Origin of the sequence: Streptomyces sp. NPDC018045, assembly GCF_044327445.1 — a bacterium.
In the GTDB taxonomy this organism is placed as follows: domain Bacteria; phylum Actinomycetota; class Actinomycetes; order Streptomycetales; family Streptomycetaceae; genus Streptomyces.
Map to the genome: position 1 here is coordinate 675570 of NZ_JBIRFL010000003.1, position 25061 is coordinate 700630.

The following is a 25061-nucleotide window of genomic DNA, read 5'->3' on the forward strand; positions in this document are numbered from 1 at the left end:
AGCCTCGCCCGGTCCCCGAGCGGCGTGCCGAACGACTAACCGGGCGTCATCCGGACGTACTTCCGGACGGACTGCCAGGCGGGCTCCCGGGCGACACCCCGCCCACCGTCTCCTCGTATGCGTACACGCGTCGTGGGTCGAGATGCAGTTCGTGCGGGCCCATGCAGTCGGCGGTGAGGGTGGCGACGAGTCTTCCGCAGGCGCACGCCATGTTGGGGCCTCCCGTGCCCAACGGCCCGCAGCAGCCGTGGTGTATCCCGAGGCCGGCGGCCTGGCGGAGTCCGGGCAGATCGTCCGGGTGGACGATCACCGTGTCCCGGGGGCCGGCGGAGATCATGCCGTCCATGCCCGGAGGCATGAGCAGGGAACGGTCGTCCCACCCGGGCCCGCGCCCGGGCCCGGCGGGCTCGAAGGGGGCGCCCCACGGTTCGGGGTCGATCGCGTAGTGGCCCGGCGGCACGGTGGAAGGGGCCAGCCCGGTATTCGGGTCGCGGTCCTCGTCGTGTGCCGACACGTTCGGTACGGCAGGCAGTTGGCGCAGGTCCGGTGTGAGCGCGCCGGCGCAGCGGGCGCAGAAAAAAGTGGTCATAAGACGGTGTCGCAGGGTTTCAGGGAGGGGGAGTCGGCGCGTTCTTGAGGAGTTCGGTGAGGAGACGTACGGCCCCTCGTTTGTGCAGTGGGTCGTTGCCGTTGCCGCACTTGGGGGACTGGATGCAGGACGGACAGCCGGCCTCGCACTCACAGGAGGCGATGGCCTTGCGGGTGGCGGCGAGCCACTCGGGAGCGGTGTGGAAGGCGCGTTCGGCGAAGCCCGCACCGCCCGGGTGGCCGTCGTAGACGAACACGGTGGGAAGGAGGGTGTCGGGATGCAGGGGGAGGGACACGCCGCCGATGTCCCAGCGGTCGCAGGTGGCGAACAGCGGCAGCAGGCCGATCGAGGCGTGCTCGGCGGCGTGCAGGGCACCGCCGAGCTGCTCGGGGTTCACCCGGGCCGCGTCGAGCTGGTCCTCGGTGACGGTCCACCACACGGCCCGGGTGCGCAGTGTGCGGGGCGGCAGGTCCAGCTTGGTCTCGCCCAGCACCTCGCCGGTGATGAGCCGCCGACGCAGGTAGGAGACGACCTGGTTGGTGACCTCGACCGAGCCGAAGCACAGGCGGGCGTCACCCCAGGCGATCTCCGTCTCGGTCTCCAGGACGGCGATCGCGGTGGTGTCGCGGGCGGTCGTCGAATACGGCGGGCTCGCCTCCGCGACGAGGGCCACGCCGTCCTCCAGGTCCAGGTGCTCGACCAGGTACGTACGGCCCTGGTGGAGGTGGACGGCGCCGTCGTGGACGGTGGTGTGCGCGGCGGCCGCGTCCACGGTGCCGAGCAGACGGCCGGTGCCCGCCTCCACGACCTGTACGGGCGAGCCGCCCTGCCCCCGGATGTCGGCGAGGTCGGCGGCCCGCTCGCGGCGGGTCCAGTGCCACGCCTTGGCGCGCCGGCGCAGCAGCTTGCGCGCCTCCAGGGAGGGGAGGAGTCCCGGCGCGGCCGGGCCGAACAGCGCGAAGTCCCCTTCGGTGAGCGGGAGTTCCGCGGCAGCCGCACACAGGTGGGGGGCGAGCACGTACGGGTTGTCCGGGTCCAGGACGGTGGACTCGACGGGCTGGTCGAAGAGCGCCTCCGGGTGGTGCACGAGGTAGGTGTCCAGCGGGTCGTCGCGGGCGACGAGGACGGCGAGCGCGCCCTGCCCGGCGCGTCCCGCGCGCCCGGCCTGCTGCCACAGGGAGGCGCGGGTGCCCGGGTAGCCGGCGATCAGTACGGCGTCGAGTCCGGAGACGTCCACGCCCAGTTCCAGGGCCGTGGTGGCGGCCAGGCCGAGCAGGTCGCCGGTGTGCAGGGCGCGCTCCAGGGCGCGCCGCTCCTCGGGCAGGTAGCCGCCCCGGTACGCGGCCACCCGGCGGGCCAGGGCGCGTTCGACCGCCCCCAGCCGCTCCTGCGCGATGAGCGCGATCAGCTCGGCGCCGCGCCGCGACCGTACGAAGGCGACGGTACGGACGTGCTGGAGGGCGAGGTCGGTCAGCAGGTCGGCGGTCTCGGCGGTGGCGGTTCGGCGGACGGGGGCGCCCTGCTCGCCGTGCAGTTCCGTCAGCGGCGGCTCCCACAGGGCGAACACCACCTCGCCGCGTGGCGAGGCGTCTTCCGTGACTTCCGCCACAGGCACTCCGGTCAGCCGCTCGGCCGCCTGCGCCGGTTCGGCGGCGGTGGCCGAGGCCAGCAGGAAGACCGGCTCGGAGCCGTACCGGGCACAGACACGCCGGAGGCGGCGTACGACCTGGGCCACGTGGGAGCCGAAGACGCCGCGGTAGCTGTGGCACTCGTCGATGACGACGTAGCGCAGGGCGCGCAGGAAGGAGGCCCAGCGGGGGTGGGCGGGGAGGATGCCCAGGTGGAGCATGTCGGGGTTGGTCAGGACGTAGTTGCCGTACTGGCGCACCCATTCGCGTTCTTCGACCGGCGTGTCGCCGTCATACACGGCCGGCCGCACCGCGGTACCGAGCGGCGCGGCGAGTTCGCCGACGGCGCGCCGCTGGTCGGCGGCGAGCGCCTTGGTGGGCGCGAGATACAGGGCCGTGGCACCGCGCCCGTTCGGTGCCTCCGAGCCGTCCAGGAGCCCGGACAGCACCGGGACCAGGTAGGCGAGCGACTTTCCGGACGCCGTACCGGTGGCGATGACGACCGAATCGCCCCGCAGGGCATGCTCGGCGGTCTGCGCCTGATGGGTCCACGGGCGCTCGATCCCGGCGGCGCGCACGGCTTCCACCACCTCCGGACGGATCCGTGCGGGCCATTCCGCATGGCTGCCGATGCGCGGGGGCAAGTGCTCCGTATGAGTGATGCGCGTAGCGCGGGACGCCCCCTGGGTGAGACGGTCCAGGACCGTGCGCGGGGAGGGGCTGGTGCCCCCGTCCGGGGGGAGCTGATTGGAGGCCATCGGCACCGAGTGTGTCACCGGTGTGACGGACAATGCGCTCAAGGCGTCGTGCACGCCTGCTGGTAAGTGATTGAATGCCATCGCGGCTGCCGATCCATGGGGGGCGACCGCTCGATAGCAAGGTGCTGGAGGATCCGTGGACCTGTCCCTGTCGACCCGGACCGTTGGCGACCGTACGGTCGTCGAGGTCGGTGGCGAGATTGATGTATACACCGCGCCCAAGCTGCGGGAGCAGCTTGTCGAGCTCGTGAACGACGGAAGCTACCACCTCGTGGTGGACATGGAGCGTGTCGACTTCCTGGACTCCACGGGGCTCGGCGTTCTGGTCGGCGGGCTCAAGCGGGTGCGTGCCCATGAGGGCTCGCTGCGCCTGGTCTGCAACCAGGAGCGCATTTTGAAGATCTTCCGTATCACCGGACTGACCAAGGTGTTCCCGATTCACACCTCGGTCGACGAAGCCGTCGCAGCCACTGACTGACGGCTTGCCGGTCCCCGCGCCGAGGCGCGGGGGTTGGAAGCAGTGGGGGGAACCGGGCTTGGCGGTCCGGCCCCCTGCGTTGCACGCCCGCATACCGAGGGGGATGGCATGGCCACCGTCGAACTCCGCTTCAGCGCCCTTCCCGAGCACGTCCGGACCGCGCGACTGGTCGCGGCTGCCGTGGCGAGGCGGGCCGGGGTGGACGAGGCCGTGCTGGACGAGGTTCGGCTCGCCGTCGGCGAGGCGTGCACCCGTGCGGTGGGGCTGCACCGCACCAACAACATCTCGGCCCCGGTGCGGGTCGCCCTGGTCGAGGACGAGAAGAAGTTCTCCATCGAGGTGGGCGACGAGGTCCCGGGCAGCCCGGCCGGTGCCGGGGCGGTGCCCGGCGTCCGTGGCCTCGACGGGGAACCACTGCCCGGCGGCCCCGTCTCCGAGAACGGCGACGCGGCGGAGAGCGACGACGAGATGGGGCTCGCGGTCATCAGCGGGCTGGTCGACGACGTCGAGGTGACCTCCGGCGAGAACGGCGGCGTCATCCGCATGAGCTGGCCGACGACGCCGGCGCCTGTGCTGCCGTGACGTCGTCTGCGCTCGTACTTTCGTAGAGGACCGTTTCTGCAATCTGTCCGATGATGCGCAGGAACGATTCTGCTGGGGCTCGGTGCCGCTGGGGCTGGTACTGCGGAGCCCGGGACCACGGATTCCGGCACTCCTGAATCCGGGACCGCCCGGGCCCGGTACGCCAGACTTCGGCACCACCGGAACCCCGTACCCCAAGCTCCCGGCACCGCCAGGGCCCGGGGCCGCCGGAACCCCGTACCGCCCGGAGCCGCGCCCCCAGGCCCCCGGCTCCGCAGAAACCGCAGCGGCCCCACAGCGGCCGGTCCCACAGAAACCGCGGCGGCCCCGCACCACCGCCCAAGCTCCCTCCCACGCCCCACCCCTCCCCTCCCCTCCCCCCTCCCCACCCACCCCACCATTCGGCCGTACGCGCCCCACCTCTTTCGTGCGCCTCCGAAACCTCCGTGGCCGCGACGTGCCCCCGGTCGCCCACGCGTCCGTACCCCCCTCTTCAGGCCACATCGGTACGCCGCATCCCAGTGGGCTCTTCGCGGCCCGTCGGGTCTCTCCGAACCCACCCGGGTGCCCCGGCCCATCCACGCCCACACCTCGCCGCCCCGCCCCGCCCTCCGCGTCCCCACCCGGCCGTACAGGGCGTACGGCCTGTCGCCGCCCCGGGGACGGGCCCGTACCGGACCGGGTACCTCCGTGGCCGTACGGGTGTCCGCGCGGCCCGGTGCCCGCCGCCCGCCGGCGCCGCTCGCGCCCGCCCTCGACGCCGCCGGGACCCCGCCGGACGGCCGGGCGGGCGCTCACGCCGGTCCGCGTCCCCGCGCCGCCCCGGGGCGGCGAGGCCCGGTCACGACCCGTTCGCGTCCCGCCCGGTGCCGCTTCGCGGCCCCCGTGAGCAGGGGCGTTAGGTAAGACCCTGAGATCATCATTCAGTTGTCAGCCAATTATTCGCATTCATTCGTCCAGGCGAAATTGCGGCAACGCGTCTACGGCCCCGCTATTTTCGATCTTCGCCGCTTCTTCGCCTGATCCCTGTCCGATCTCCGTCCGTTCTTCGAACGATCTCGGCCGCCACCGGCGAATTCCCTTTGAGGCGCCCTGTTTTGATCTGGTGCCGCTACCTACAATCCGTCCACACCTTTGCTCAGGACGCCTGAGCGTGCATCCGCGCGCCCATGTGCCAAACGTCAAGGAGGACGAATGGCGGGGCCTTACACCCCTCAGTTGCTGGAACACCCCTCTTACCTGGCCGAGCCATCGCTGACGTCGGGCAACCGCGGCATCGTGCTGGTGATCGCCGTCGTGGCGCTCGCGGCACTGGCCGTCGCGGCGGTGCTGGTGCGGCAGGTGCTCGCCGCCGGGGAGGGCACCGACAGCATGAAGAAGATCGCCGCCGCCGTGCAGGAAGGCGCGAATGCCTATCTCGCCCGGCAGTTGCGCACCCTCGGCGTTTTCGCCGTGGTGGTGTTCTTCCTGCTCATGCTGCTACCCGCGGACAACTGGACGCAGCGCGCCGGGCGCAGCGTCTTCTTCTTGATCGGCGCCGGTTTCTCGGCCGCCACCGGCTATATCGGGATGTGGCTGGCGGTGCGCAGCAATGTGCGCGTCGCGGCCGCCGCCCGGGAAGCCACCCCGGCCGAGGGTGAGGCGAAAAAGGATCTCACCGCCGTCGCGCACCGGGCCATGAAGATCGCTTTTCGTACGGGTGGCGTCGTCGGCATGTTCACCGTGGGGCTCGGCCTGCTGGGCGCGTCCTGTGTGGTGCTGGTCTACGCGGTCGACGCCCCCAAGGTCCTGGAGGGCTTCGGCCTCGGCGCCGCGCTGATCGCGATGTTCATGCGGGTCGGCGGCGGCATCTTCACCAAGGCCGCGGACGTCGGCGCCGACCTCGTCGGCAAGGTCGAGCAGGGCATCCCCGAGGACGACCCGCGCAACGCCGCGACCATCGCGGACAACGTGGGCGACAACGTCGGTGACTGCGCGGGCATGGCCGCCGACCTCTTCGAGTCGTACGCCGTGACGCTGGTCGCCGCCCTCATCCTGGGCATGGCCGCCTTCGGCGACTCCGGCCTGGCCTTCCCGCTGCTGGTCCCGGCCATCGGTGTGATCACGGCCATGATCGGCATCTTCGTCGTGGCGCCCCGGCGCTCCGACCGCAGCGGCATGACCGCCATCAACCGCGGTTTCTTCATCTCCGCGGCGATCTCGCTGGTCCTCGTGGCGGCCGCGGTCTACACGTACCTGCCGTCCTCCTACGCCGACCTGTCCGGCGTCTCGGACCCCGCGATCCTGGCCCGCAGCGGCGACCCGCGGATGCTGGCGCTGGTGGCGGTCGCCATCGGCATCGTGCTGGCCGCGCTCATCCAGCAGCTCACCGGCTACTTCACGGAGACCACCCGGCGGCCCGTACGGGACATCGGCAAGACCTCGCTGACCGGTCCGGCGACGGTGGTGCTCTCCGGGATCTCGGTCGGTCTGGAGTCGGCGGTCTACTCCGCGGTGCTGATCGCCCTGTCCGTGTACGGCGCGTTCCTGCTGGGCGGCACCTCCATCATGCTGGCCCTGTTCGCGGTGGCGCTGGCCGGCACCGGCCTGCTGACCACCGTCGGCGTCATCGTGGCGATGGACACCTTCGGCCCGGTCTCCGACAACGCGCAGGGCATCGCCGAGATGTCCGGTGACGTCACCGGCGACGGCGCGCAGGTCCTCACCGACCTCGACGCCGTCGGCAACACCACCAAGGCCATCACCAAGGGCATCGCCATCGCCACGGCCGTACTGGCCGCGGCCGCGCTGTTCGGCTCGTACCGGGACGCGATCGCCACGGCCGTACGGGACGTCGGCGACGCCGCCCGGGGCATGGGGCTGAGCCTGGACATCTCACAGCCGAACAACCTGGTCGGCCTGGTGCTGGGCGCCTCCGTCGTCTTCCTCTTCTCGGGACTGGCGATCAACGCGGTGTCCCGGTCGGCCGGCGCGGTCGTCTTCGAGGTGCGGCGGCAGTTCCGCGAGAAGCCCGGGATCATGGACTACACCGAGCAGCCCGAGTACGGGCGGGTCGTGGACATCTGCACCAAGGACGCGCTGCGCGAGCTGGCCACCCCCGGTCTGCTGGCGGTGCTCACGCCGATCGCCGTCGGCTTCTCGCTCGGCGTCGGCGCGCTCGGCTCCTTCCTGGCGGGCGCCATCGGCACCGGCACCCTGATGGCGGTCTTCCTCGCCAACTCCGGCGGCGCCTGGGACAACGCCAAGAAGCTGGTCGAGGACGGCCATCACGGCGGCAAGGGCAGCGAGGCGCACGCCGCGACCGTCATCGGCGACACGGTCGGCGACCCGTTCAAGGACACCGCGGGACCCGCGATCAACCCACTGCTGAAGGTCATGAACCTGGTGGCGCTGCTGATCGCGCCCGCCGTCGTGAAGTTCAGCTACGGCGCGGACAAGAACGTTCCCGTACGGATCGTGGTCGCCGTCCTGGCCATCGGGGTCATCGTCGGCGCGGTCTACGTCTCCAGGCGCCGCGGCATCGCGGTGGGTGACGAAGACAACAACTCGGGGAAGGTGGCGCAGACCGCCGACCCGGCGGTGGTCTCCTAGCGAGCGGGGCATCGGCGCCGCTCAACGGGCGGGCGGAGGGCGTTCATTGAGCGCGCCCTCCGCCCGCACTGCTGTGCGCCCGGCCGCGGCACGGGGCTTGGTGCAAATGGCTGCAATGCGGGTCGTACGGGCCGCCCGGATCATGGCCCGGGGCCTTCGGACGTGTATGTTCCGGGGCCGAGAGCCATGGAAGGGACCGATCCGGTGAAGAAGACGCTTGTGGCCGCGCTGTCCGGCGGCGCGGCACTGATGCTCGCGCTGACCGGTTGCAGCGACGACGGCAACAAAAAGCTCGACGACTGGGCCAAGAAGTTCTGCGACCCCGCCCAGGCCCAGTTCAAGAAGATCCAGGACGCCAACACGTCCATGCAGACGGCCGACAGCGGCGGCACCGACTCCAAGAAGGTCCAGGAGGCCGACTCCAAGGCGTTCCAGCAGATCTCGGACGCCTACGCGTCGCTGGCGAAGTCGCTGAACCAGGCCGGCGCGCCGCCGGCCGACGGCGGCGAGGAGTCCCAGAAGAACGCGGTCAAGGAGCTCAACGACCTCTCCAAGGGCTACGGCGACCTCAAGAAGCAGGTCGACGGCCTGGACACCGGGGACAAGGGCAAGTTCGCGGACGGCCTGCGGACGCTGTCCGACGGCATCAACAAGCTCAACAAGAAGAGCGAACAGGCGTTCAAGAAACTGGAGTCCGGCGACGTCGGCAAGGCGATGGCCGGGCAGCCCGGCTGCCAGAACCAGAAGGCCACCGAGGGCGGCGGGTCGGCCTCGCCCAAGAAGTAGGCCGCAGCGGCCGTCGCGCACCGGGTGCGGCCGACCCGCCGTCAGGTACGGCGGGGCCGCGCCCGACACGCCGACGGGCGGGATCCGGTCGTGGTGGCGCGGCCGGGCCGTGGCCGTTTGTCAGTGGTTGGCCTGACAATGGGAGGGTGAGTACGCACCTCCCCACCGCTGACCTTCGAGACCCCGACTCCGCCGACCGCACCGCCCGGCTGCGTGAAGCACTGCTGACCGCCGGGTTCACCGCCGACGGCCTGCTGGAGCTGCTCGGCGCGCCCGCCTACGCCGCGCTGGCCCGCAGCGAGACCGTCCCGGCGCTGCGCGCCACCCGGGGCGAGGGACCGCTGTCCACCCTGGTGCGGCTGTTCCTGCTCCAGCGCCCGGTGCCGTACGACCGGGCCGCCGCCGCGCTGCCGGTGGCCGACTGCCTCGCCGACGGCTGGCTGGTGCGCGACGGCGACGAGGTCCGGGCGAGCGTGGACGTGCGCCCGTACGGCGGTCCCGACGGCCAGGACTGGTGGATCGTCTCCGACCTCGGGTGCGCGGTCGGCGGCGCGGGCGGGATCCGGGCCGCCGAGGAGGCCGCGGGCGTGGACCGCGCGCAGTTGGTGCTGGGCGTGGGCGGCGCGTCCACGACACTCGCCGGCCTCATGGTCCGCACCCCCGTCGCCAAGGTCCTCGACCTCGGTACCGGCTCCGGCATCCAGGCGCTGCACGCCTCCGTGTACGCGACGGAGGTCACGGCCACGGACCTGAACCCGCGGGCGCTGCGGATCGCCGGGCTGACGCTGGCCCTGTCCGGCGCGCCCGCCGCGGACCTGCGGGAGGGCTCGCTGTTCGAGCCGGTGGCCGAGGCGGACTCCCCGGCCGGGCACGACGGGGCGACGTACGACCTGATCGTGTCCAACCCGCCCTTCGTGATCTCGCCGGGCGCCCGGCTGACCTACCGGGACGGCGGCATGGGCGGCGACGACCTCTGCCGCACCATCGTCCAGCAGGCGGCCGGCCATCTGAACGACGGCGGGTACTGCCAGCTCCTCGCCAACTGGCAGCACGTCGAGGGCGAGGACTGGCGCGACCGGCTGCGCTCCTGGGTGCCGCGCGGCTGTGACGCGTGGATCGTGCAGCGCGAGGTCCAGGACGTGACGCAGTACGCGGAGCTGTGGCTGCGGGACGCCGGTGACCACCGGGCCGGCCCCGAGGAGTACGCGGCGCGCTATGACGCCTGGCTGGAGGAGTTCGAGGCCCGTAAGACCAAGGCCGTCGGCTTCGGCTGGATCACGCTGCGCAAGTCCGGCGCCGAGGAGCCGTCGATCACCATCGAGGAATGGCCGCACCCGGTCGAACAGCCGCTGGGCGCCGCGGTCATCGGGCACTTCGAACGTCAGGACTACCTGCGCGCGACGGACGACGCGGCCCTGCTGGCCGGCCATTTCCGGCTCGCCGACGAGGTCGTGCAGGAGCAGGTCGGGCTGCCCGGCGCCGAGGACCCGGAGCACGTGGTGCTGCGGCAGAACCGCGGTATGCGGCGCGCCACGAAGGTGGACACGGTCGGCGCGGGTTTCGCCGGGGTCTGCGACGGCTCGCTGCCCGCCGGGCGGATCCTCGACGCGATCGCGCAACTGGTCGGCGAGGACCCGGTGTTGCTGCGCGACCGTACCCCGGACGCGATCCGGACCCTGGTCGAGCAGGGCTTCCTGGAGCCGGTGGCGGCCGGGACGGACTGAGGGGCTCGTGCGGCGGGGAGGGGATGACGGGGGGCGAGGGCGAGGGGGCGAGGGGAGTGACCGGGGCGGGTCCGGCGGCCGGACGGGCGGCATTCACCCGGAGTTCGCCGCCGCGCCGCCCGGGGGTGCCAGCCTGCCCGCATGGAGAGTGGTCCCGAGGCGTTCGCCGGTGCGGCCTTCGCGCTGTTCGGCGCCGGCCTGCTGGTGTGGACGGCCGTTTGCGTACGGGCGGGGGAGTCGGTCGCCGACGGGGTGAGCCGGTCCTCCGGCATGGCGCTGGCGCTGCTCTTCGGGGCGGTGTTCCTGGGGACGGGGTGCTGGCTGCTGCTGTAGGGGGCGGAGGCTGCCCGACTGCTCCGTGAGCATCGGGGCGTTCCCGTGAGCCTCAGGACGTCTCCGGAGGCCTCGGGCAGTCGCTGAACGTTTCAGCACGGTCTTCGGGCTGCTCCTGGTACGCCGCCGGAAGGCCCCGGTGCGCCTCCGAGGGCGCCCGGGAAGATCCGTAAGCCTCGGGAAGTATCCGGAATTCCCGGAAGCGAGGAACGCCTCGCCCTTCCCGGACGTCTTCGCTGGAAGTGCTCGCCGCCCCGGGCTCCGCCTCTTTCGTTGTGCGCTCAACTGCATTGCCCCTGCGGGCCGTTCACTTCTGCCCCACCGGAAAAACCACTCGCCGGTGAAGCAACCGGAACGGCCATCTGCCCGTGTTCCTGAGTGAAGGCCATCAACCGGCCCAACTGGGAGGAACACGTAATGAACCGTGCATACCGCCTCGCCGCCGCAGGTGTTCTCAGCGCCGCGCTCGTCGCCGGCACCGCGGCCGCCGCCTCCGCCGCTCCGGCGGCCCCGGCCGCCCACAGCGCCGCCGCCAAGGCGCCGCAGAAGGCCACGCTCACCGCCAAGGCGAGCACCGGCACGGTGAAGGCCTGGCAGGAGTTCCGGATCTCCGGCACCTCCACCGGCATCAAGGCCGGCACCAAGGTCACCGTCCAGCAGAAGCAGGGCGCCAAGTGGGTCTCGCTGCCCGCCGGCGTCAATGTCAACAAGACCGGCGGCTACTCGCTCCGCGTCAAGCTGGGCATCAAGGGCGCCAACCAGCTCCGGATGGCCGGCGGCGGCGCGATCTCCCCGGTGATCACGGTCACGGTGCGCTGAGGCGGACCGTGGACGCCCGAACCACAGGGCGCCCCGAAATATAGGAACACCACCGATACGCACGGTACGCCGGGCGCGCCGCTTCCCCCGCGGCGCGCCCGGCGGCCCGTTCGGACCCGGGCCCTCAGCCCGTGAGATTGCGCACCAGCATCCAGACGGCGGCGGTGCCGAGGACGACGGCGTTGCCGCGCGTCCCGAGGCGGGCCCGGAACCGGCGCCCGCGCAGCCCCGCGTACAGCCACCGCCCGATCATGTACGCGGCGGCCGGCACCCCCAGTGTCAGCAGGACGGCGTTGTCGTGGAAGGCCGCCACGAGGTCGCCGTGCATCAGGTCGTACGCCATCCGGGTCCCGCCGCACGCCGGGCACAGCAGTCCGGTCGCCCAGCGGAACGGGCAGGGGAGCAGCACATGTCCCGGTTCATGAGGATTGGTGTGCCACAGATAGGCCGCGCCGAGGCCCCCGACGCCGACGGCGATCGCCGCCCGGCGGAGCGTGGCGGCGCGGACGGCGGCCGGGGAGGGGGCGCTCACGAAGCGCTCACCGGAGTGTCCGTCAGGGGGTTCGGCTGGGGGTTCGGCTGGGAGCTCGACGAGGTGTTCGCGGGAGGCGTCGCGCGCGGGCCCGTACGCTCGGCGACCTGGCGTAGTTGCCCTGATTCAGGACAAACATGGCCCGCTCGGTCAATAGCACCCGACTTCGATCCCGGCTTCGGGACCACTCCCGCCTCCTGCTTCGGGGCCACCCCCGGCCGCAGTTTCGGCATCGCCGCAGAAACCCCCGGAAGTGCGTGACGGGAACGGACGGTGTGTGGCGAGGACGGGCGGCGCATGATGAAAGGTGAAAGGGGACGGTCCAAAGGGGACAGTACGGGGTGTGGGCGGACTCGGCCAGCTTCCATCCTGCCAGCGCCGTCCGCCGGTCAGAAGCCCCGCGGCGCCTTTTCGGCCCCGCCGCGGAACGGGAGCGGGGCGGGTCCGGCCACCGGCGCGTGTCCGGTCCGGGCGGCATGAAGGCATGTAGTCGGGTTACCGTTCGAGTGGCGTTGCGGGGTTTTTCCGTTTGACACGAGGGCGGGATGTACCGTCACACTCCGCAGCGTCAAGCGTCACCGCAGTGTCCCCCAGAGCTCCGGCCCGGGGGGTTACCCCCAGCGTCGACCGGAGAGAAGAGCGAAGTTGTCCCCGACCAGCGAGACCGCACAGGGCGGCGGCCGCCGACTCGTCATCGTCGAGTCGCCTGCCAAGGCGAAGACGATCAAGGGCTACCTCGGCCCCGGCTACGTGGTCGAGGCCAGCGTCGGGCACATCCGCGACCTCCCGAACGGCGCGGCGGAGGTCCCGGCGAAGTACAAGGGCGAGCCCTGGGCCCGCCTCGGCGTGAACGTCGACGCCGACTTCCAGCCGATCTACGTCGTCAACAGTGACAAGAAGGACCAGGTCAAGAAGCTCAAGGAGCTGCTGGCCGAGTCCGACGAACTCTTCCTCGCCACCGATGAGGACCGCGAGGGCGAGGCCATCGCCTGGCATCTCCAGGAGATCCTCAAGCCCAAGGTGCCGGTCCACCGGATGGTCTTCCACGAGATCACCAAGGACGCGATCCGTGCCGCCGTCGCCAACCCGCGCGAGCTGAACCAGAAGCTGGTCGACGCCCAGGAGACCCGCCGCATCCTCGACCGCCTCTACGGCTACGAGGTCTCGCCGGTCCTGTGGAAGAAGGTCATGCCGCGCCTGTCGGCCGGCCGCGTGCAGTCGGTGGCCACCCGCCTCGTCGTCGAGCGGGAGCGCGAGCGCATCGCCTTCCGCTCCGCCGAGTACTGGGACCTGACCGGCACGTTCTCCACGGGGCGGGCCGGTGACCCGAGCGACCCCGCGACCCTGGCCGCCCGGCTGTCCACGGTCGACGGCCGCCGGGTCGCCCAGGGCCGTGACTTCGGCGCCAACGGGCAGCTCAAGAACAGCGACGTCCTGCACCTGGACGAGGCCAACGCCCGCGCGCTGGCCGCCGCCCTGGAGGACACCGACTTCGCGGTCCGCTCGGTCGAGTCCAAGCCGTACCGCCGCTCTCCGTACGCCCCGTTCCGTACGACCACGCTCCAGCAGGAGGCCAGCCGCAAGCTGGGCTTCGGCGCGAAGTCCACCATGCAGGTGGCGCAGAAGCTGTACGAGAACGGCTTCATCACCTACATGCGTACGGACTCCACGACGCTCTCGGACACCGCGATCTCCGCGGCCCGTGCGCAGGTCACGCAGCTTTACGGCGCCGCGTACCTGCCGGACAAGCCGCGCTCGTACGCGGGCAAGGTCAAGAACGCGCAGGAGGCGCACGAGGCGATCCGGCCTTCGGGTGATCGTTTCCGCACCCCGGCGGAGACCGGCCTGACCGGTGACCAGTTCCGGCTGTACGAACTGATCTGGAAACGGACCGTCGCCTCCCAGATGAAGGACGCGACCGGCGACTCGGTCACCGTCAAGATCGGCGGCCGGGCGTCCGACGGCCGGGACGCCGAGTTCAGCGCCTCCGGCAAGACGATCACCTTCCACGGCTTCCTCAAGGCGTACGTGGAAGGCGCCGACGACCCGAACGCCGAGCTGGACGACCGCGAGCGGCGCCTGCCGCAGGTCGCCGAGGGCGACCCGCTGTCCGCGCGGGAGATCACCGCCGACGGCCACGCCACCAAGCCCCCGGCCCGCTACACGGAAGCGACGCTGGTCAAGGAGCTGGAAGAGCGCGAGATCGGCCGCCCGTCGACGTACGCGTCGATCATCGGCACGATCCTGGACCGCGGCTACGTCTTCAAGAAGGGCACCGCCCTGGTGCCGTCCTTCCTGAGCTTCGCCGTGGTCAACCTCCTGGAGAAGCACTTCGGCCGCCTCGTCGACTACGACTTCACCGCCAAGATGGAGGACGACCTCGACCGCATCGCGCGCGGCGAGGCCCAGTCCGTGCCGTGGCTGCGCCGCTTCTACTTCGGCGAGGGCGAGGCGGCCGGTGCCGCCTCCGAGGCCGGCAACGGCGACGGCGACCACCTCGGCGGCCTGAAGGAACTGGTCACCGACCTCGGGGCGATCGACGCCCGGGAGATCTCCTCCTTCCCGGTCGGCGACGGCATCATGCTCCGCGTCGGCCGCTACGGCCCGTACGTGGAGCGCGGCGAGAAGGACGCCGAGGGCCACCAGCGCGCCGACGTGCCGGAGGACCTGGCGCCCGACGAGCTGACCGTCGAGTACGCGGAGGAGCTGCTCGCCAAGCCCAGCGGCGACTTCGAACTGGGCATGGACCCGCACAGCGGCAACCAGATCGTCGCCAAGGACGGCCGCTACGGCCCGTACGTCACCGAGATCCTGCCCGAGGGCACCCCGAAGACCGGCAAGAACGCGGTCAAGCCGCGTACCGCCTCGCTCTTCAAGTCGATGTCCCTGGACACCGTCACCCTCGCCGACGCGCTCAAGCTGATGTCGCTGCCGCGCGTCGTCGGCAAGGACCCCGAGGGCGTCGAGATCACCGCGCAGAACGGCCGCTACGGCCCGTACCTGAAGAAGGGCACCGACTCGCGCTCCCTGGAGAGCGAGGACCAGATCTTCAACATCACGCTGGAGCAGGCCCTCGCCATCTACGCGCAGCCCAAGCAGCGCGGCCGGGCCGCCGCCAAGCCGCCGCTGAAGGAGCTGGGCACCGACCCGGTCAGCGAGCGCCCGGTGGTCGTCAAGGACGGCCGCTTCGGCCCGTACGTCACCGACGGCGAGACCAACGCGACGCTGCGGCGGGACGACGACGTCGAGACGATCACGCCGGAGCGCGGGTACGAGCTGCTCGCGGAGAAGCGCGCCAAGGGCCCGGCGAAGAAGAAGACCGCCAAGAAGGCCCCGGCCAAGAAGACGACGGCGAAGAAGACCGCCGCCAAGAAGGCCCCGGCGAAGAAGACGGCCGCCAAGAAGACGACCACCGCGACGAAGGCCCCGGCGAAGAAGACGGCGGCCAAGAAGACGACCGCGGCGAAGAAGACCACGGCGGCGGCCACGGCTGCGAAGAAGGCGGCGGCCGAGAGCGTGGAGAGCTGAGGGGGACGTTGACGTACCGCGTCACCTACACCGTCGAGGCGAAGGTGACCGCGGACGCCATGGCGCCGGAGCGGCGGGCCCTGTTCGAACGTGGGCTGGCCAAGCTCGCCCTTGATCCGTACCACAGGGCCACGGCGCACATCGGCACGCATGAGGACGACCGCAAGGCCCAGGTGGCACCGGGACTCCTCATCGAGTACGTCGTGGCACACGGTCTGCTCGTCATCGTGGTGATCGAGATCTTCGACGCCATCCTGCTTGCGGACTAGAAACCACCCGCCCGTGTGTTCGGGTGGACGCTGGACCTGTCATATCCGGCCGATAGGCTGGCGGGATGACGCGTGCCGAGCTCCCTACGGTCGTGACCCCCACATCCGGCGCCCTCGTCGCGGACTCCCGCGAGCGCGCCGTGCGAGCCCTGCTCCGCTTCCCCCCACTGAAGCGGCTCTGGAGCGCACAGTTCGTCGGGGCGATCGGCGATGCCCTAGCCCTGCTGGTGCTCGTACTGCTGACGCTGCAAGCGGCGGTGTACGTGCCTCTCGGCGGCCAGGCGGCCTTCGGCGGCGGCTACCGCGGCGCGGCCCTCGCCGTCGCCGCCGTCTTCGCGGCCCGGATGCTGGCCACCCTGCTCTCCGGGGCGGTGCTGCTGGGCCCGCTGTCCGCGCTGACCGCGCCGTCCGGCCCGCTGGACCGCCGCTGGACCATGATCGGCGCGGACGGGGTGCGGCTGGCGCTGCTGGTCGTCGCCCCGCTGTGGATCGACTGGACCCCGGACAGCGCCCTGATCTGGCTGCTGGTGACGGTCTTCGTCGTCGGCGTGGCCGAGCGCTTCTGGACCGTCGCGCGGGAGAGCGCCGCGCCCGGACTGCTGCCGGCGCCGCCCCCGGCCCCGGCCGACCGGGGGGAGGCCCGGGCCGACGGCCCGGCGGCCGTCCGCCCGCTGCCGGACAACCTGGACGCCCTGCGCCGCCTGTCGCTGCGCACCGCCTTCGTCTCACTGCCGCTGGCCGCCGCCGGTCTGATCGTCGTCGCACTGATCAGCAGGCTGCTGGCCAACGGCATCGCCTGGTTCGCCGACCACCAGGCCGCGCTCGCCTCGTACGTGGCCTCCGGCCTCTTCGCCGCCTCCATCTCGATCCTGTACTTCCTCGAACTCCCCGGTACGCAGACCCCGCGCCCGCGGTCCCCCCTGGAGGGACTGCGCCGCCCCAAGAGCGACGCCGGCGTCGACCGCGGCCGTACGAACGCCGTACCGCTGCTGGTCCTGGCCTGCGCGGCGGTGGCCGGAGCGATCGCCGCGGCCGTCTCCGTCGCGGTCCTGCACGCCGGTGACCTCGGCGGCGGCCCGGTCGCCTTCGGGCTGCTGGTCCTCGGCCTGAGCGCCGGCCCGGTCGCGGGCATCCGCGGCGCGCGCAAGGTGCTGCCCGCGCTGTCCCGGCGCCGCCTGCTGGCCCTCGCGGTCGCCGTCACGGGCCTGGCCCTGCTGGCGGCCGGGCTGGTCCCGGACACCACGACGGTCGTCCTGCTGATGCTGCTCGCCGGGGTGGCCGCCGGAGTCGCGGCCAACACCGGGCACACCCTCCTGGACCAGGAGACCGAGGAGCCCCGCGCCGCCCGTACGACCGAGCACCTGCACGCGGTCGTACGGCTCGTCGTCGCGCTGGCCGTCATCGTCGCGCCGCTGCTGGCCGCGGCCATCGGCCCGCACCACCTGGCGGGCGACGAGAACGTCTTCTCGCACGGCGGCGCGGCCTTCACCCTGATGCTGGTCGGCGCCCTGCTGCTGCCGGTCGCCGCGTGGGTGCTCGGCAAGGTCGACGACCGGCAGGGCGTCCCCCTCGGACGCGACCTGCGCGAAGCCCTGCGCGGCGGCGACCCGGACCAGGCCCCGGCCCCCACCGGCTTCTTCATCGCCCTGGAGGGCGGCGACGGCGCCGGCAAGTCGACGCAGGTCGAGGCGCTGGCGGAGTGGATCCGAGGCAAGGGCCACGAAGTCGTGGTGACCCGCGAGCCGGGCGCCACCGCCATCGGCAAGCGGCTGCGCTCGATCATCCTGGACGTGTCCACCTCGGGCCTGTCGGACCGCGCCGAGGCGCTGATGTTCGCCGCCGACCGCGCCGAGCACGTCAACAGCGTGATCCGCCCCGCCCTGGAGCGCGGCGCGGTCGTCATCACCGACCGGTACATCGACTCGTCCGTCGCCTACCAGGGCGCGGGCCGCAACCTCGCCCCCACCGAGATCGCCCGGATCTCCCGCTGGGCCACCGACGGCCTCGTACCGCACCTGACCGTGCTCCTCGACGTCTCCCCGGAGACCGCCCGCGAGCGCTTCACCGAAGCCCCGGACCGGATGGAGTCCGAGCCCGCCGAGTTCCACCAGCGGGTCCGCTCCGGCTTCCTGACCCTGGCCGCCGCCGACCCGGCGCGCTACCTGGTCGTCGACGCCGGCCAGGAGCCGGAGGCCGTCACCACCGTCGTACGCCACCGCCTCGACCAGGTGCTGCCGCTGTCCGAGGCCGAGGTCAAGGCCCGGGAAGAGGCCCGCAAGGCCGCCGAGGAGGAGGCCCGGCGCAAGGCCGAGGAAGAGGCCGCGCGCAAGGCCGAGGAGGAGCGCCGGGAGCGCGAACGGCAGGAGCAGCTCGCCAAGCTCCGCGCCGAGGAGGAAGAGCGCAAGCGCCGCGAGATCGAAGAGGCCAAGGCCCGCGAAGCCGCCCGCCAGGCCGAGGAAGCACGCAAGCGCGCCGAGGAGGCCCGCCAGGCCGCCGAGGAGGAGCGTCAGCGGCGCGAAGCCGAGGAGCGCGCCCGGCAGGCCGAGCAGGAACGGCTGCGCAAGCAGGCCGAGGAAGAGGCACGCCTGCGCAAGGAGGCCGAGGAACGCCGCCTGGAGAAGCAGCGCAAGGCCGAAGAAGCGCTGCTCCGCGCCGAGCAGGCACGGCTGGCGGCCGCGGCCGAAGCAGAGGCCAAGGCCAAGGCCGACGCGGAAGCTCGGGCCAGGGAGGAGGCCGCGGCCGCACGCAGGGCCGAGGCGGTCGCGGCGCGGGCGGCGGAGGCCCCCACGACGGAAACCCCGATGGCCGGGCTGGAGCAGCACTCCCGTACGGAGCGGGCCGGGTCCCCGGACGCCGAGGAGACCACCGTCCTGCCCCAGCACCGGGACGCCCCGGGGGACGCCGCCTCCGAGGAGACCGCGGTGCTGCCACCGGTACGTCCCGAGGCGGACCAGGACTGGCGGGAGCGGGAGCGGGCGCGGCGCGGGGACGATCCGGCGGACCGCGTACCGGCGTGGGTGTTCCGGAAGGAGGAGGGCGCGCGTACGGAGGGCGATTTCGGTTCGGACCGTGACTTCCGTTCGGGTCGGCGGACCGGAGCCGGCCCGTCCGGCGTGTCCGATGCCTCGGGCGTCTCCGGCGTGGAGCGTACGAGGGAACTCCCGCAGATCGACCCGGCCACCGGCGAACCGGTCGAGCCCGCACCGCGCCGCCGCTCGGACTGGGCGGAGGAGACCCCGCTGGACGACCTCCCGACGCTGGCCGACGAACTCCTCGGCTCGCGCGAGGACGAGGACGAGCAGCAGGGCCGGGGGCGGCGGGGGCGCCGGGGCTGAGGGCGGCGGGCCGGTCCCGCGAGCGGTTCGGCGCCGGGCGCCGCTGTCGTCCGGGCGCCGCTGTCGTCCGGGCGCCGCCGTCGTCCGGCGCGCCGCTGTCGTCCGGGCGCCGCCTGCGGCCCGGAGACCTCGCGCGTCGGCCCGCCCCCGCCCGTTCCTCGGGTCGTTCGCTGCCGCTCGGCGTCCTCGTCCGTTGCCCGGGTCGCCCTCTGCCGTCGGAGTCCTCGTCCGTTGCCCGGGGCGTCCGCGGTGTCAGCGGGAGGCAGCGCTGTCAGTGGGAGGCCCCACAATGGAACGAGCGCGGCGCGACGGTGCGGAAGAACGCGCGTCGCCGGGGCGGCACGACGGCACGGGCAGGACGGACAGGAACGGCGGGCAGCGAGATGGCTGTGTGGGACGACGTGGTCGGGCAGGAGCGCCTGACGGAGCAGCTTGCCGCTGCCGCACGCGACGCGGACGCGCTGGTCACCGCCGAGGGCGCGGCCGTGGACGGCGCGGACCCCATAGCGCAGTCCGGCGCGTCCAAGATGACGCACGCCTGGCTGTTCACCGGCCCGCCCGGCTCCGGCCGGTCCACCGCGGCGCGCGCCTTCGCCGCCGCCCTCCAGTGCGTCAGCCCGGACCGCGCGCTAGGCGGCGCCCCCGGCTGCGGCTTCTGCGACGGCTGCCACACGAGCCTGGTGGGCACCCACGCGGACGTCGAGATCGTCCGTACGGACCTGCTCTCGATCGGCGTCAAGGAGACCCGCGACCTGGTCCGCCGCTCCTCCATGTCCCCGTCCGGCGGCCGCTGGCAGGTCATCGTCCTGGAGGACGCCGACCGCCTCACCGAAGGCGCGGGCAACGTACTCCTCAAGGCCGTCGAGGAGCCCGCCCCCCGTACGGTCTGGCTGCTGTGCGCCCCCTCCATCGAGGACGTCCTGCCCACGATCCGCTCCCGCTGCCGGCATGTGACCCTGCGTACGCCACCGGTCGCCGCCGTCGCCGATGTCCTCGTACGCCGGGACGGCATCGACCCGCAGGCCGCCGCGGCCGCCGCCCGCGCCACCCAGGGGCACATCGGCCGGGCCCGCCGCCTGGCCACCGACGAGCGGGCCCGGGCCCGCCGTGACGCCGTACTGAAACTGCCCCTGCGCGTCGACGACATCGGCGGCTGCCTCAAGGGCGCGCAGGAGCTGATCGACGCCGCGACGGAGGACGCCAAGCAGGTCGCCGAAGACGTCGACACCAGGGAGACGGAGGAGCTGCGCGCCGCTCTCGGCGCCGCCGCCGGCACGGGCGGCCGGCTGCCGCGCGGTACGGCCGGGGCCATGAAGGAGCTCCAGGACAAGCAGAAGCGCCGCTCCACCCGCACCCAGCGCGACAGCCTCGACCTCGCCCTGACCGACCTCACCGGCTTCTACCGCGACGTCCTGGCCGTCCAACTGGGTGCCACGGTCCCGCTCGCCAACGACGAGGTCCGCGACAGCATCCGGCGCATCGCCTCCTCCTCGACCCCGGAGCGCACACTGCGCCGGATAGAAGCGGTCATCGCCTGCCGCCAGGCCCTCGACCGCAACGTGGCGCCGCTCCTGGCGGTCGAGGCGATGACGGCGGCCCTCCGCCAGGGCTGAGGGCTCCCGGGGTCCGGCCTTCAGGGGAGCCGCCCGGTTTCCGGCGCTCGGGTGAGGCCCGCCCGGCCGGGATTTCGGCCCGCGGAGGGTGAGGACCGCCCGGCCCGGATCACGGTCCGCAGAGGGCGCGGCCCGTCCGATGTCCGGCTCTTGCTCTCACCCGTACGAGGGCACCCGCCCCCACGCACCGTCTCGGCACGGATACGCTCCGTCCATTGCCGACTGTCGCCACCGCTGCTGTCGCCACCGGCGTCACCACTGCTGTCGCTACCGCCGCTGTTGCTGCTGTTTGCGCTGCCGACGACTCAGGGACGAGGGACCGCCCATGGCCACCTGCCGCCTGCTCCGTACCGCCGGAACCGTCCTGACGGCCACCGCACTGCTCGTCTCCGGCTGCTCCTCGGGAGGCTCCGCGCCCGGGGCCGCGGCGTCCGGGCAGCCGACGGACGGTGGCACGGGCGCCGGCCGCGGCGCGGCGACGGCCACCCTCAAGCCCCTCCCCGCCACCGTCCCCGCCGGCCTCCGCCCGTACTACGACCAGAAGCTCACCTGGCGCGAGTGCGGCATCGTCGGCTTCGAGTGCACCACGATGAAGGCCCCCCTCGACTACCGGAACCCCGGCGCCGCCACCGACCTGAAGCTGGCCGTCTCCCGCAAGAAGGCCACCGGCCCGGGCGGCCGCCTCGGCTCCCTCATGGTCAATCCGGGTGGTCCGGGCGGCTCGGCGATCGACTACCTCCAGCAGTACGCGCCGCAGCCCGACGCGGTGCGGGCGCGCTACGACATGGTCGCCATGGACCCGCGCGGCGTGGCCCGCAGCGAGCCGGTCACGTGTCTGTCCAGTGCCCGGATGGACGACTACACCCGCGTCGACCAGACCCCCGACTCGGACGCGGAGACGGACCGCCTCGTCGCCGCCCAGCGCGGCTTCGCCCAGGGCTGCCGGGCCCGCTCCGGCGCTCGTCTCGGCCACGTCTCGACCGTCGAGTCGGCCCGCGACATGGACGTCCTGCGGGCCGTCCTCGGCGACGACAAGCTCACCTACGTAGGCGCCTCCTACGGAACCTTCCTCGGCGCCACCTACGCCGGCCTCTTCCCCTCCCGCGTCGGCCGCCTGGTCCTCGACGGCGCCATGGACCCGTCGCTGCCCGCCCGCACGATGAACCTCGACCAGACCGCCGGCTTCAACACCGCCTTCACCGCCTTCGCCAAGGACTGCGCGCACAAGCGCGACTGCCCCCTGGGCACCGGCAGCCCCGAAGAGGCGGGCCGCCGCCTCAGCGACCTCTTCAAGAAACTCGACGCCCACCCCGCCCCGACCGGCAGCCCGCGCACCCTCACCGAGTCCCTCGCCACCAGTGGTGTGACGGCCGCCATGTACGACGAGGGCGCCTGGCCCGTTCTGCGCGAATACCTGGCCCAGGCCCAGAAGGGCGACGGCCACGGCCTGCTCGCCCTCTCCGACTCGTACTACGAGCGCGACCCGGACGGCACGTACGCCAACCAGATGTTCGCCAACCCCGCCGTGAACTGCCTCGACGTCCCCGGCTCCTTCTCCGGCCCGGACGAGGTGCGCGCCGCCCTGCCCGCCTTCCGCAAGGCCTCCCCGGTCTTCGGCGAGAGCTTCGCCTGGGCCGCCCTGAACTGCGCGTACTGGCCGGTCAAGCCCACCGGCGAGCCCCACCGCATCACCGCCGAGGGTGCCGCCCCCATCCTCGTCGTCGGCACCACCCGCGACCCGGCCACCCCCTACCCCTGGGCCCGCTCCCTCGCCTCCCAACTCTCCTCCGCCACCCTCCTCACCTACGAGGGCGACGGCCACACCGCCTACGGCCGCGGCAGCGACTGCGTCGACACCGCCATCAACACCTACCTCCTGGACGGCACACCCCCACCGGCCGACAAACACTGCTCCTGAGCCCTCCAAACCCGGTTCGGACCACCCCCAACCGATGTGTAGACTGGGCTCCGCACCACGCCGCCTTAGCTCAGTCGGCCAGAGCGACGCACTCGTAATGCGTAGGTCAAGGGTTCGATTCCCTTAGGCGGCTCCGTTGGGGACCCCAGCTCAGACCTTGTCTGGGCTGGGGTTTTTTCGTGCGCCGAATGTGGCGGCGCTGCCGAGTCGGCTCGGTTCTGCTGTTGGTGGTCTCCGTTTCGGTCCCGGTGTCCGGCCGGGAGGCGTCTCCCGTGCGGCGTAGGTGGCGGCGGTGCGCCGGCTGTCGGCGTGCGGGCGGTGGGCGTTGGGGTGGGCGGTGCCGGGTGGGGTCTCGGCTTCGGCAGGGCGGATGGCGGCTTCCGAGAGGCCCCCTTCGTAAACCCTTGTTAGCTTTTTTCCTGATTGCCCTATCTGTCTGCCGTGAGGCGACAGACCGAGCATGCGGGGACCGTCCCATGTCGACGACGCAGTACAGCTCACGGCGCCGTTCGCGGCGTCGCCGCCCAGCCCTTCCGGCCCCGGCCGCGACCTCTCCCGGTCCGGTCGAGCCCGTGGAGGGACCGTACGACTACCCGCGCTTCAGCCGGCTGGCCGGTCCGCTGACCGACCCGGTGCCCGGCGCGGACGGAGCCGCCTACCGGGTGCGCTACCGCAGCCTGCTGGGCTCGGGACGCCACCGGATCGGCACGGCGCTGCTGCTGGCCGGTGCGCCACTGGTCTCGTTGGGGTTGCTGGTGTGGCTGATGCAGCCGCAGCACTGGGTGCACCGTCCGGGCGTGAGCGCCTGGGAGCGGGGCGCCGACCTGGTCATGCTCATATCCTTGGGGCTGCTGGAGACCTTCCGTCTGGTCAATGTGGCGTCCAACGCGCACGCCACCCTGATGGCCCGTGACCCGGTCCCGGTGAGGCCGCGGCCCGGCAGCCGGGTGGCCCTGCTGACCAGCTTCGTGCCCGGAAAAGAGCCCCTGGCCATGGTGCGGGCCACGCTGCGGGGTGCGCGCGCGGTACGCCACGAGGGCCGGGTGGACGTCTGGCTGTTGGACGAGGGCAACTCGCCCGAGGCGCGGCGGCTCTGCCGTGAACTGGGGGTGCGGCACTTCTCCCGGAAGAACGTCGTGAACTGGAACCAGCCGTCGGGGCCGTTCCGTGCCCGGACCAAGCACGGCAATTACAACGCCTGGCTGGACCAGCACGGTCACGCCTACGAATTCATGGCCGGAGTCGACACCGATCACGTGCCGTTGCCCGAGTTCCTGGAGCGGATGCTCGGTTACTTCCGCGATCCGGACGTCGCGTTCGTCGTCGGGCCCCAGGTCTACGGCAACTGCGACAGTGCGCTCGCCCGCGCCTGTGAGAGCCAGCAGTTCCTGTTCCACGCCCTGATCCAGCGGGCGGGCAACGCCTACCGGTCCCCGATGTTCGTCGGTACCAACAACTGCGTACGCATCAGCGCACTCAAGCAGGTCGGCGGCCTGTACGACTCGATAACCGAGGACATGGCCACCGGAATGGAGATACACCGGCACCGCAACCCGGCCACGGGGCGCCGCTGGTGTTCGGTCTACACCCCGGACGTCCTGGCGGTCGGCGAGGGCCCCGCGGCCTGGAGCGACTTCTTCAACCAGCAGTTGCGCTGGAGCCGGGGCACCTACGAGACCCTGGGCCGCCAGTTCCCGCGCGCCGTGTTCAGCCTCCCGGCCGGACGGATCCTCAACTACGCCCTCATGATCGCCTACTATCCGCTGACGGCCGTCAACTGGATGCTGGGCGGCCTGTCCTGCCTGCTGTTCCTGGGGCTGGGCGCCTCGGGCATCCAGATCGAGTCGCAGGTGTGGCTCATGCTCTACAGCGACGCGGCCGCCCTGCAGATCGGCCTGTACCTGTGGAACCGCCGGCACAACGTCAGCCCGCACGAGCCCCAGGGGTCCTCCGGCGCGGTCGGCATGGCGCTCTCGGCGCTGTCCGCCCCCCTGTACGCGCGATCGCTGGTCGCGGCGGTGCTGCGCCGTAAGGCCGGGTTCGTGGTCACCGCCAAGGGGGACACCGCGAGCCCCGATACGTGGCGGACCTTCACCACCCATCTGGCGTGGGCCGCCCTGTTCGCCGGCTGTCTGCTGGCCGCTCCGCTGCTCGGCCACACCCAGGTGGCCATGTGTGTCTGGGCCCTGATGGCTCTCGTCATCGCCCTGGCCCCGCCGGCGCTGTGGCGCTGGAGCCGGCGCGCCCGGCCCGCCCGCGTCCGCCTTGCCCGCGCCCGGCGCACGGCCGCCCAGGTCGTGGCCACAGCCGTCACCACCGGCCCGGGCGCACCCGCCATCACCGGCCCGGGCAAGACCATCACCACCGGCCCGGGCGCACCCGTCACCACCGACTCGGGCGCACCCGCCCTCACCGGTCCGGGCGCACCCGCCCTCACCGGTCCGGCCGCACCCGTCGTCACCGGCTCAGGAACACTCGCCACCCCCGGCCCGGGCAAACCCGTCCCCACCGGCGCGGGCCTGCCCACCGCGTCCTAGTCCCACCGCGTCCCGGTCCCGCAGTGCAGAGAAAGCGAGAA

General features: G+C 72.5%; 16 protein-coding genes and 1 tRNA gene. 14 read left to right on the forward strand and 3 right to left on the reverse strand.

Features of this window, described 5'->3' with window-relative positions:
• Positions 1–46: 46 nt before the first annotated feature.
• Complete coding sequence (locus tag ACH4EB_RS10670; protein ID WP_398347012.1) at positions 47–589, reverse strand: hypothetical protein; 543 nt, start codon at positions 587–589, stop codon at positions 47–49.
• 19 nt (positions 590–608) lie between these two features.
• The gene (locus tag ACH4EB_RS10675; protein WP_398347013.1) at positions 609–3056 is read right to left on the reverse strand and encodes a DEAD/DEAH box helicase; all 2448 of its coding nucleotides are present in this window, start codon (positions 3054–3056) and stop codon (positions 609–611) included.
• A 55-nt stretch (positions 3057–3111) separates the two neighbouring features.
• Here ACH4EB_RS10675 and bldG point away from each other — a divergent pair, with 55 nt between their 5' ends.
• From bldG to ACH4EB_RS10710, 7 genes are all read left to right on the forward strand, one after another.
• Positions 3112–3453 carry an anti-sigma factor antagonist BldG gene (gene bldG, locus ACH4EB_RS10680; protein WP_004571875.1) on the forward strand — a complete coding sequence of 114 codons (342 nt, stop codon included), beginning with the start codon at positions 3112–3114 and terminating at the stop codon, positions 3451–3453.
• A 108-nt stretch (positions 3454–3561) separates the two neighbouring features.
• Positions 3562–4035: an ATP-binding protein gene (locus ACH4EB_RS10685; protein WP_398347014.1), complete on the forward strand. Its 474-nt coding sequence runs from the start codon at positions 3562–3564 to the stop codon at positions 4033–4035.
• Positions 4036–5229: 1194 nt separating this feature from the next.
• Positions 5230–7626 carry a sodium-translocating pyrophosphatase gene (locus tag ACH4EB_RS10690; RefSeq protein WP_398347015.1) on the forward strand — a complete coding sequence of 799 codons (2397 nt, stop codon included), beginning with the start codon at positions 5230–5232 and terminating at the stop codon, positions 7624–7626.
• Positions 7627–7830: 204 nt separating this feature from the next.
• Positions 7831–8412 (forward strand): small secreted protein, encoded by a 582-nt coding sequence (locus ACH4EB_RS10695; protein ID WP_398347016.1) that lies wholly within the window; start codon positions 7831–7833, stop codon positions 8410–8412.
• 146 nt (positions 8413–8558) lie between these two features.
• Positions 8559–10136: a methyltransferase gene (locus ACH4EB_RS10700; RefSeq protein ID WP_398347017.1), complete on the forward strand. Its 1578-nt coding sequence runs from the start codon at positions 8559–8561 to the stop codon at positions 10134–10136.
• A gap of 141 nt (positions 10137–10277) precedes the next feature.
• Positions 10278–10469 (forward strand): hypothetical protein, encoded by a 192-nt coding sequence (locus tag ACH4EB_RS10705; RefSeq protein ID WP_398347018.1) that lies wholly within the window; start codon positions 10278–10280, stop codon positions 10467–10469.
• Between the two features lie 417 nt (positions 10470–10886).
• Positions 10887–11288: a hypothetical protein gene (locus ACH4EB_RS10710; protein WP_398347019.1), complete on the forward strand. Its 402-nt coding sequence runs from the start codon at positions 10887–10889 to the stop codon at positions 11286–11288.
• 124 nt (positions 11289–11412) lie between these two features.
• Here ACH4EB_RS10710 and ACH4EB_RS10715 read toward each other — a convergent pair whose 3' ends face one another.
• The gene (locus ACH4EB_RS10715; protein ID WP_398347020.1) at positions 11413–11820 is read right to left on the reverse strand and encodes a DUF2752 domain-containing protein; all 408 of its coding nucleotides are present in this window, start codon (positions 11818–11820) and stop codon (positions 11413–11415) included.
• A 645-nt stretch (positions 11821–12465) separates the two neighbouring features.
• On the opposite strand from ACH4EB_RS10715, the gene topA reads away from it, so the two are divergent.
• The 7 genes from topA to ACH4EB_RS10750 all read left to right on the forward strand — a co-directional run bounded on the left by topA (position 12466) and on the right by ACH4EB_RS10750 (position 25020).
• Positions 12466–15348: a type I DNA topoisomerase gene (gene topA / locus ACH4EB_RS10720; protein ID WP_398347021.1), complete on the forward strand. Its 2883-nt coding sequence runs from the start codon at positions 12466–12468 to the stop codon at positions 15346–15348.
• A gap of 8 nt (positions 15349–15356) precedes the next feature.
• A complete protein-coding gene (locus tag ACH4EB_RS10725) occupies positions 15357–15617 on the forward strand; it encodes a hypothetical protein (protein ID WP_398347022.1) in 261 nt (86 codons plus the stop codon).
• Between the two features lie 65 nt (positions 15618–15682).
• Positions 15683–18952, forward strand: coding sequence for a dTMP kinase (gene tmk / locus ACH4EB_RS10730; protein WP_398347023.1), 3270 nt, complete (start codon positions 15683–15685; stop codon positions 18950–18952).
• A 383-nt stretch (positions 18953–19335) separates the two neighbouring features.
• Positions 19336–20565 (forward strand): DNA polymerase III subunit delta', encoded by a 1230-nt coding sequence (locus tag ACH4EB_RS10735; protein ID WP_398347024.1) that lies wholly within the window; start codon positions 19336–19338, stop codon positions 20563–20565.
• Positions 20566–20890: 325 nt separating this feature from the next.
• A complete protein-coding gene (locus ACH4EB_RS10740; protein ID WP_398347025.1) occupies positions 20891–22483 on the forward strand; it encodes an alpha/beta hydrolase in 1593 nt (530 codons plus the stop codon).
• Between the two features lie 59 nt (positions 22484–22542).
• Positions 22543–22616 (forward strand) — tRNA-Thr (locus ACH4EB_RS10745).
• 343 nt (positions 22617–22959) lie between these two features.
• Complete coding sequence (locus ACH4EB_RS10750; RefSeq protein WP_398347026.1) at positions 22960–25020, forward strand: glycosyltransferase family 2 protein; 2061 nt, start codon at positions 22960–22962, stop codon at positions 25018–25020.
• Positions 25021–25061 lie beyond the last annotated feature (41 nt).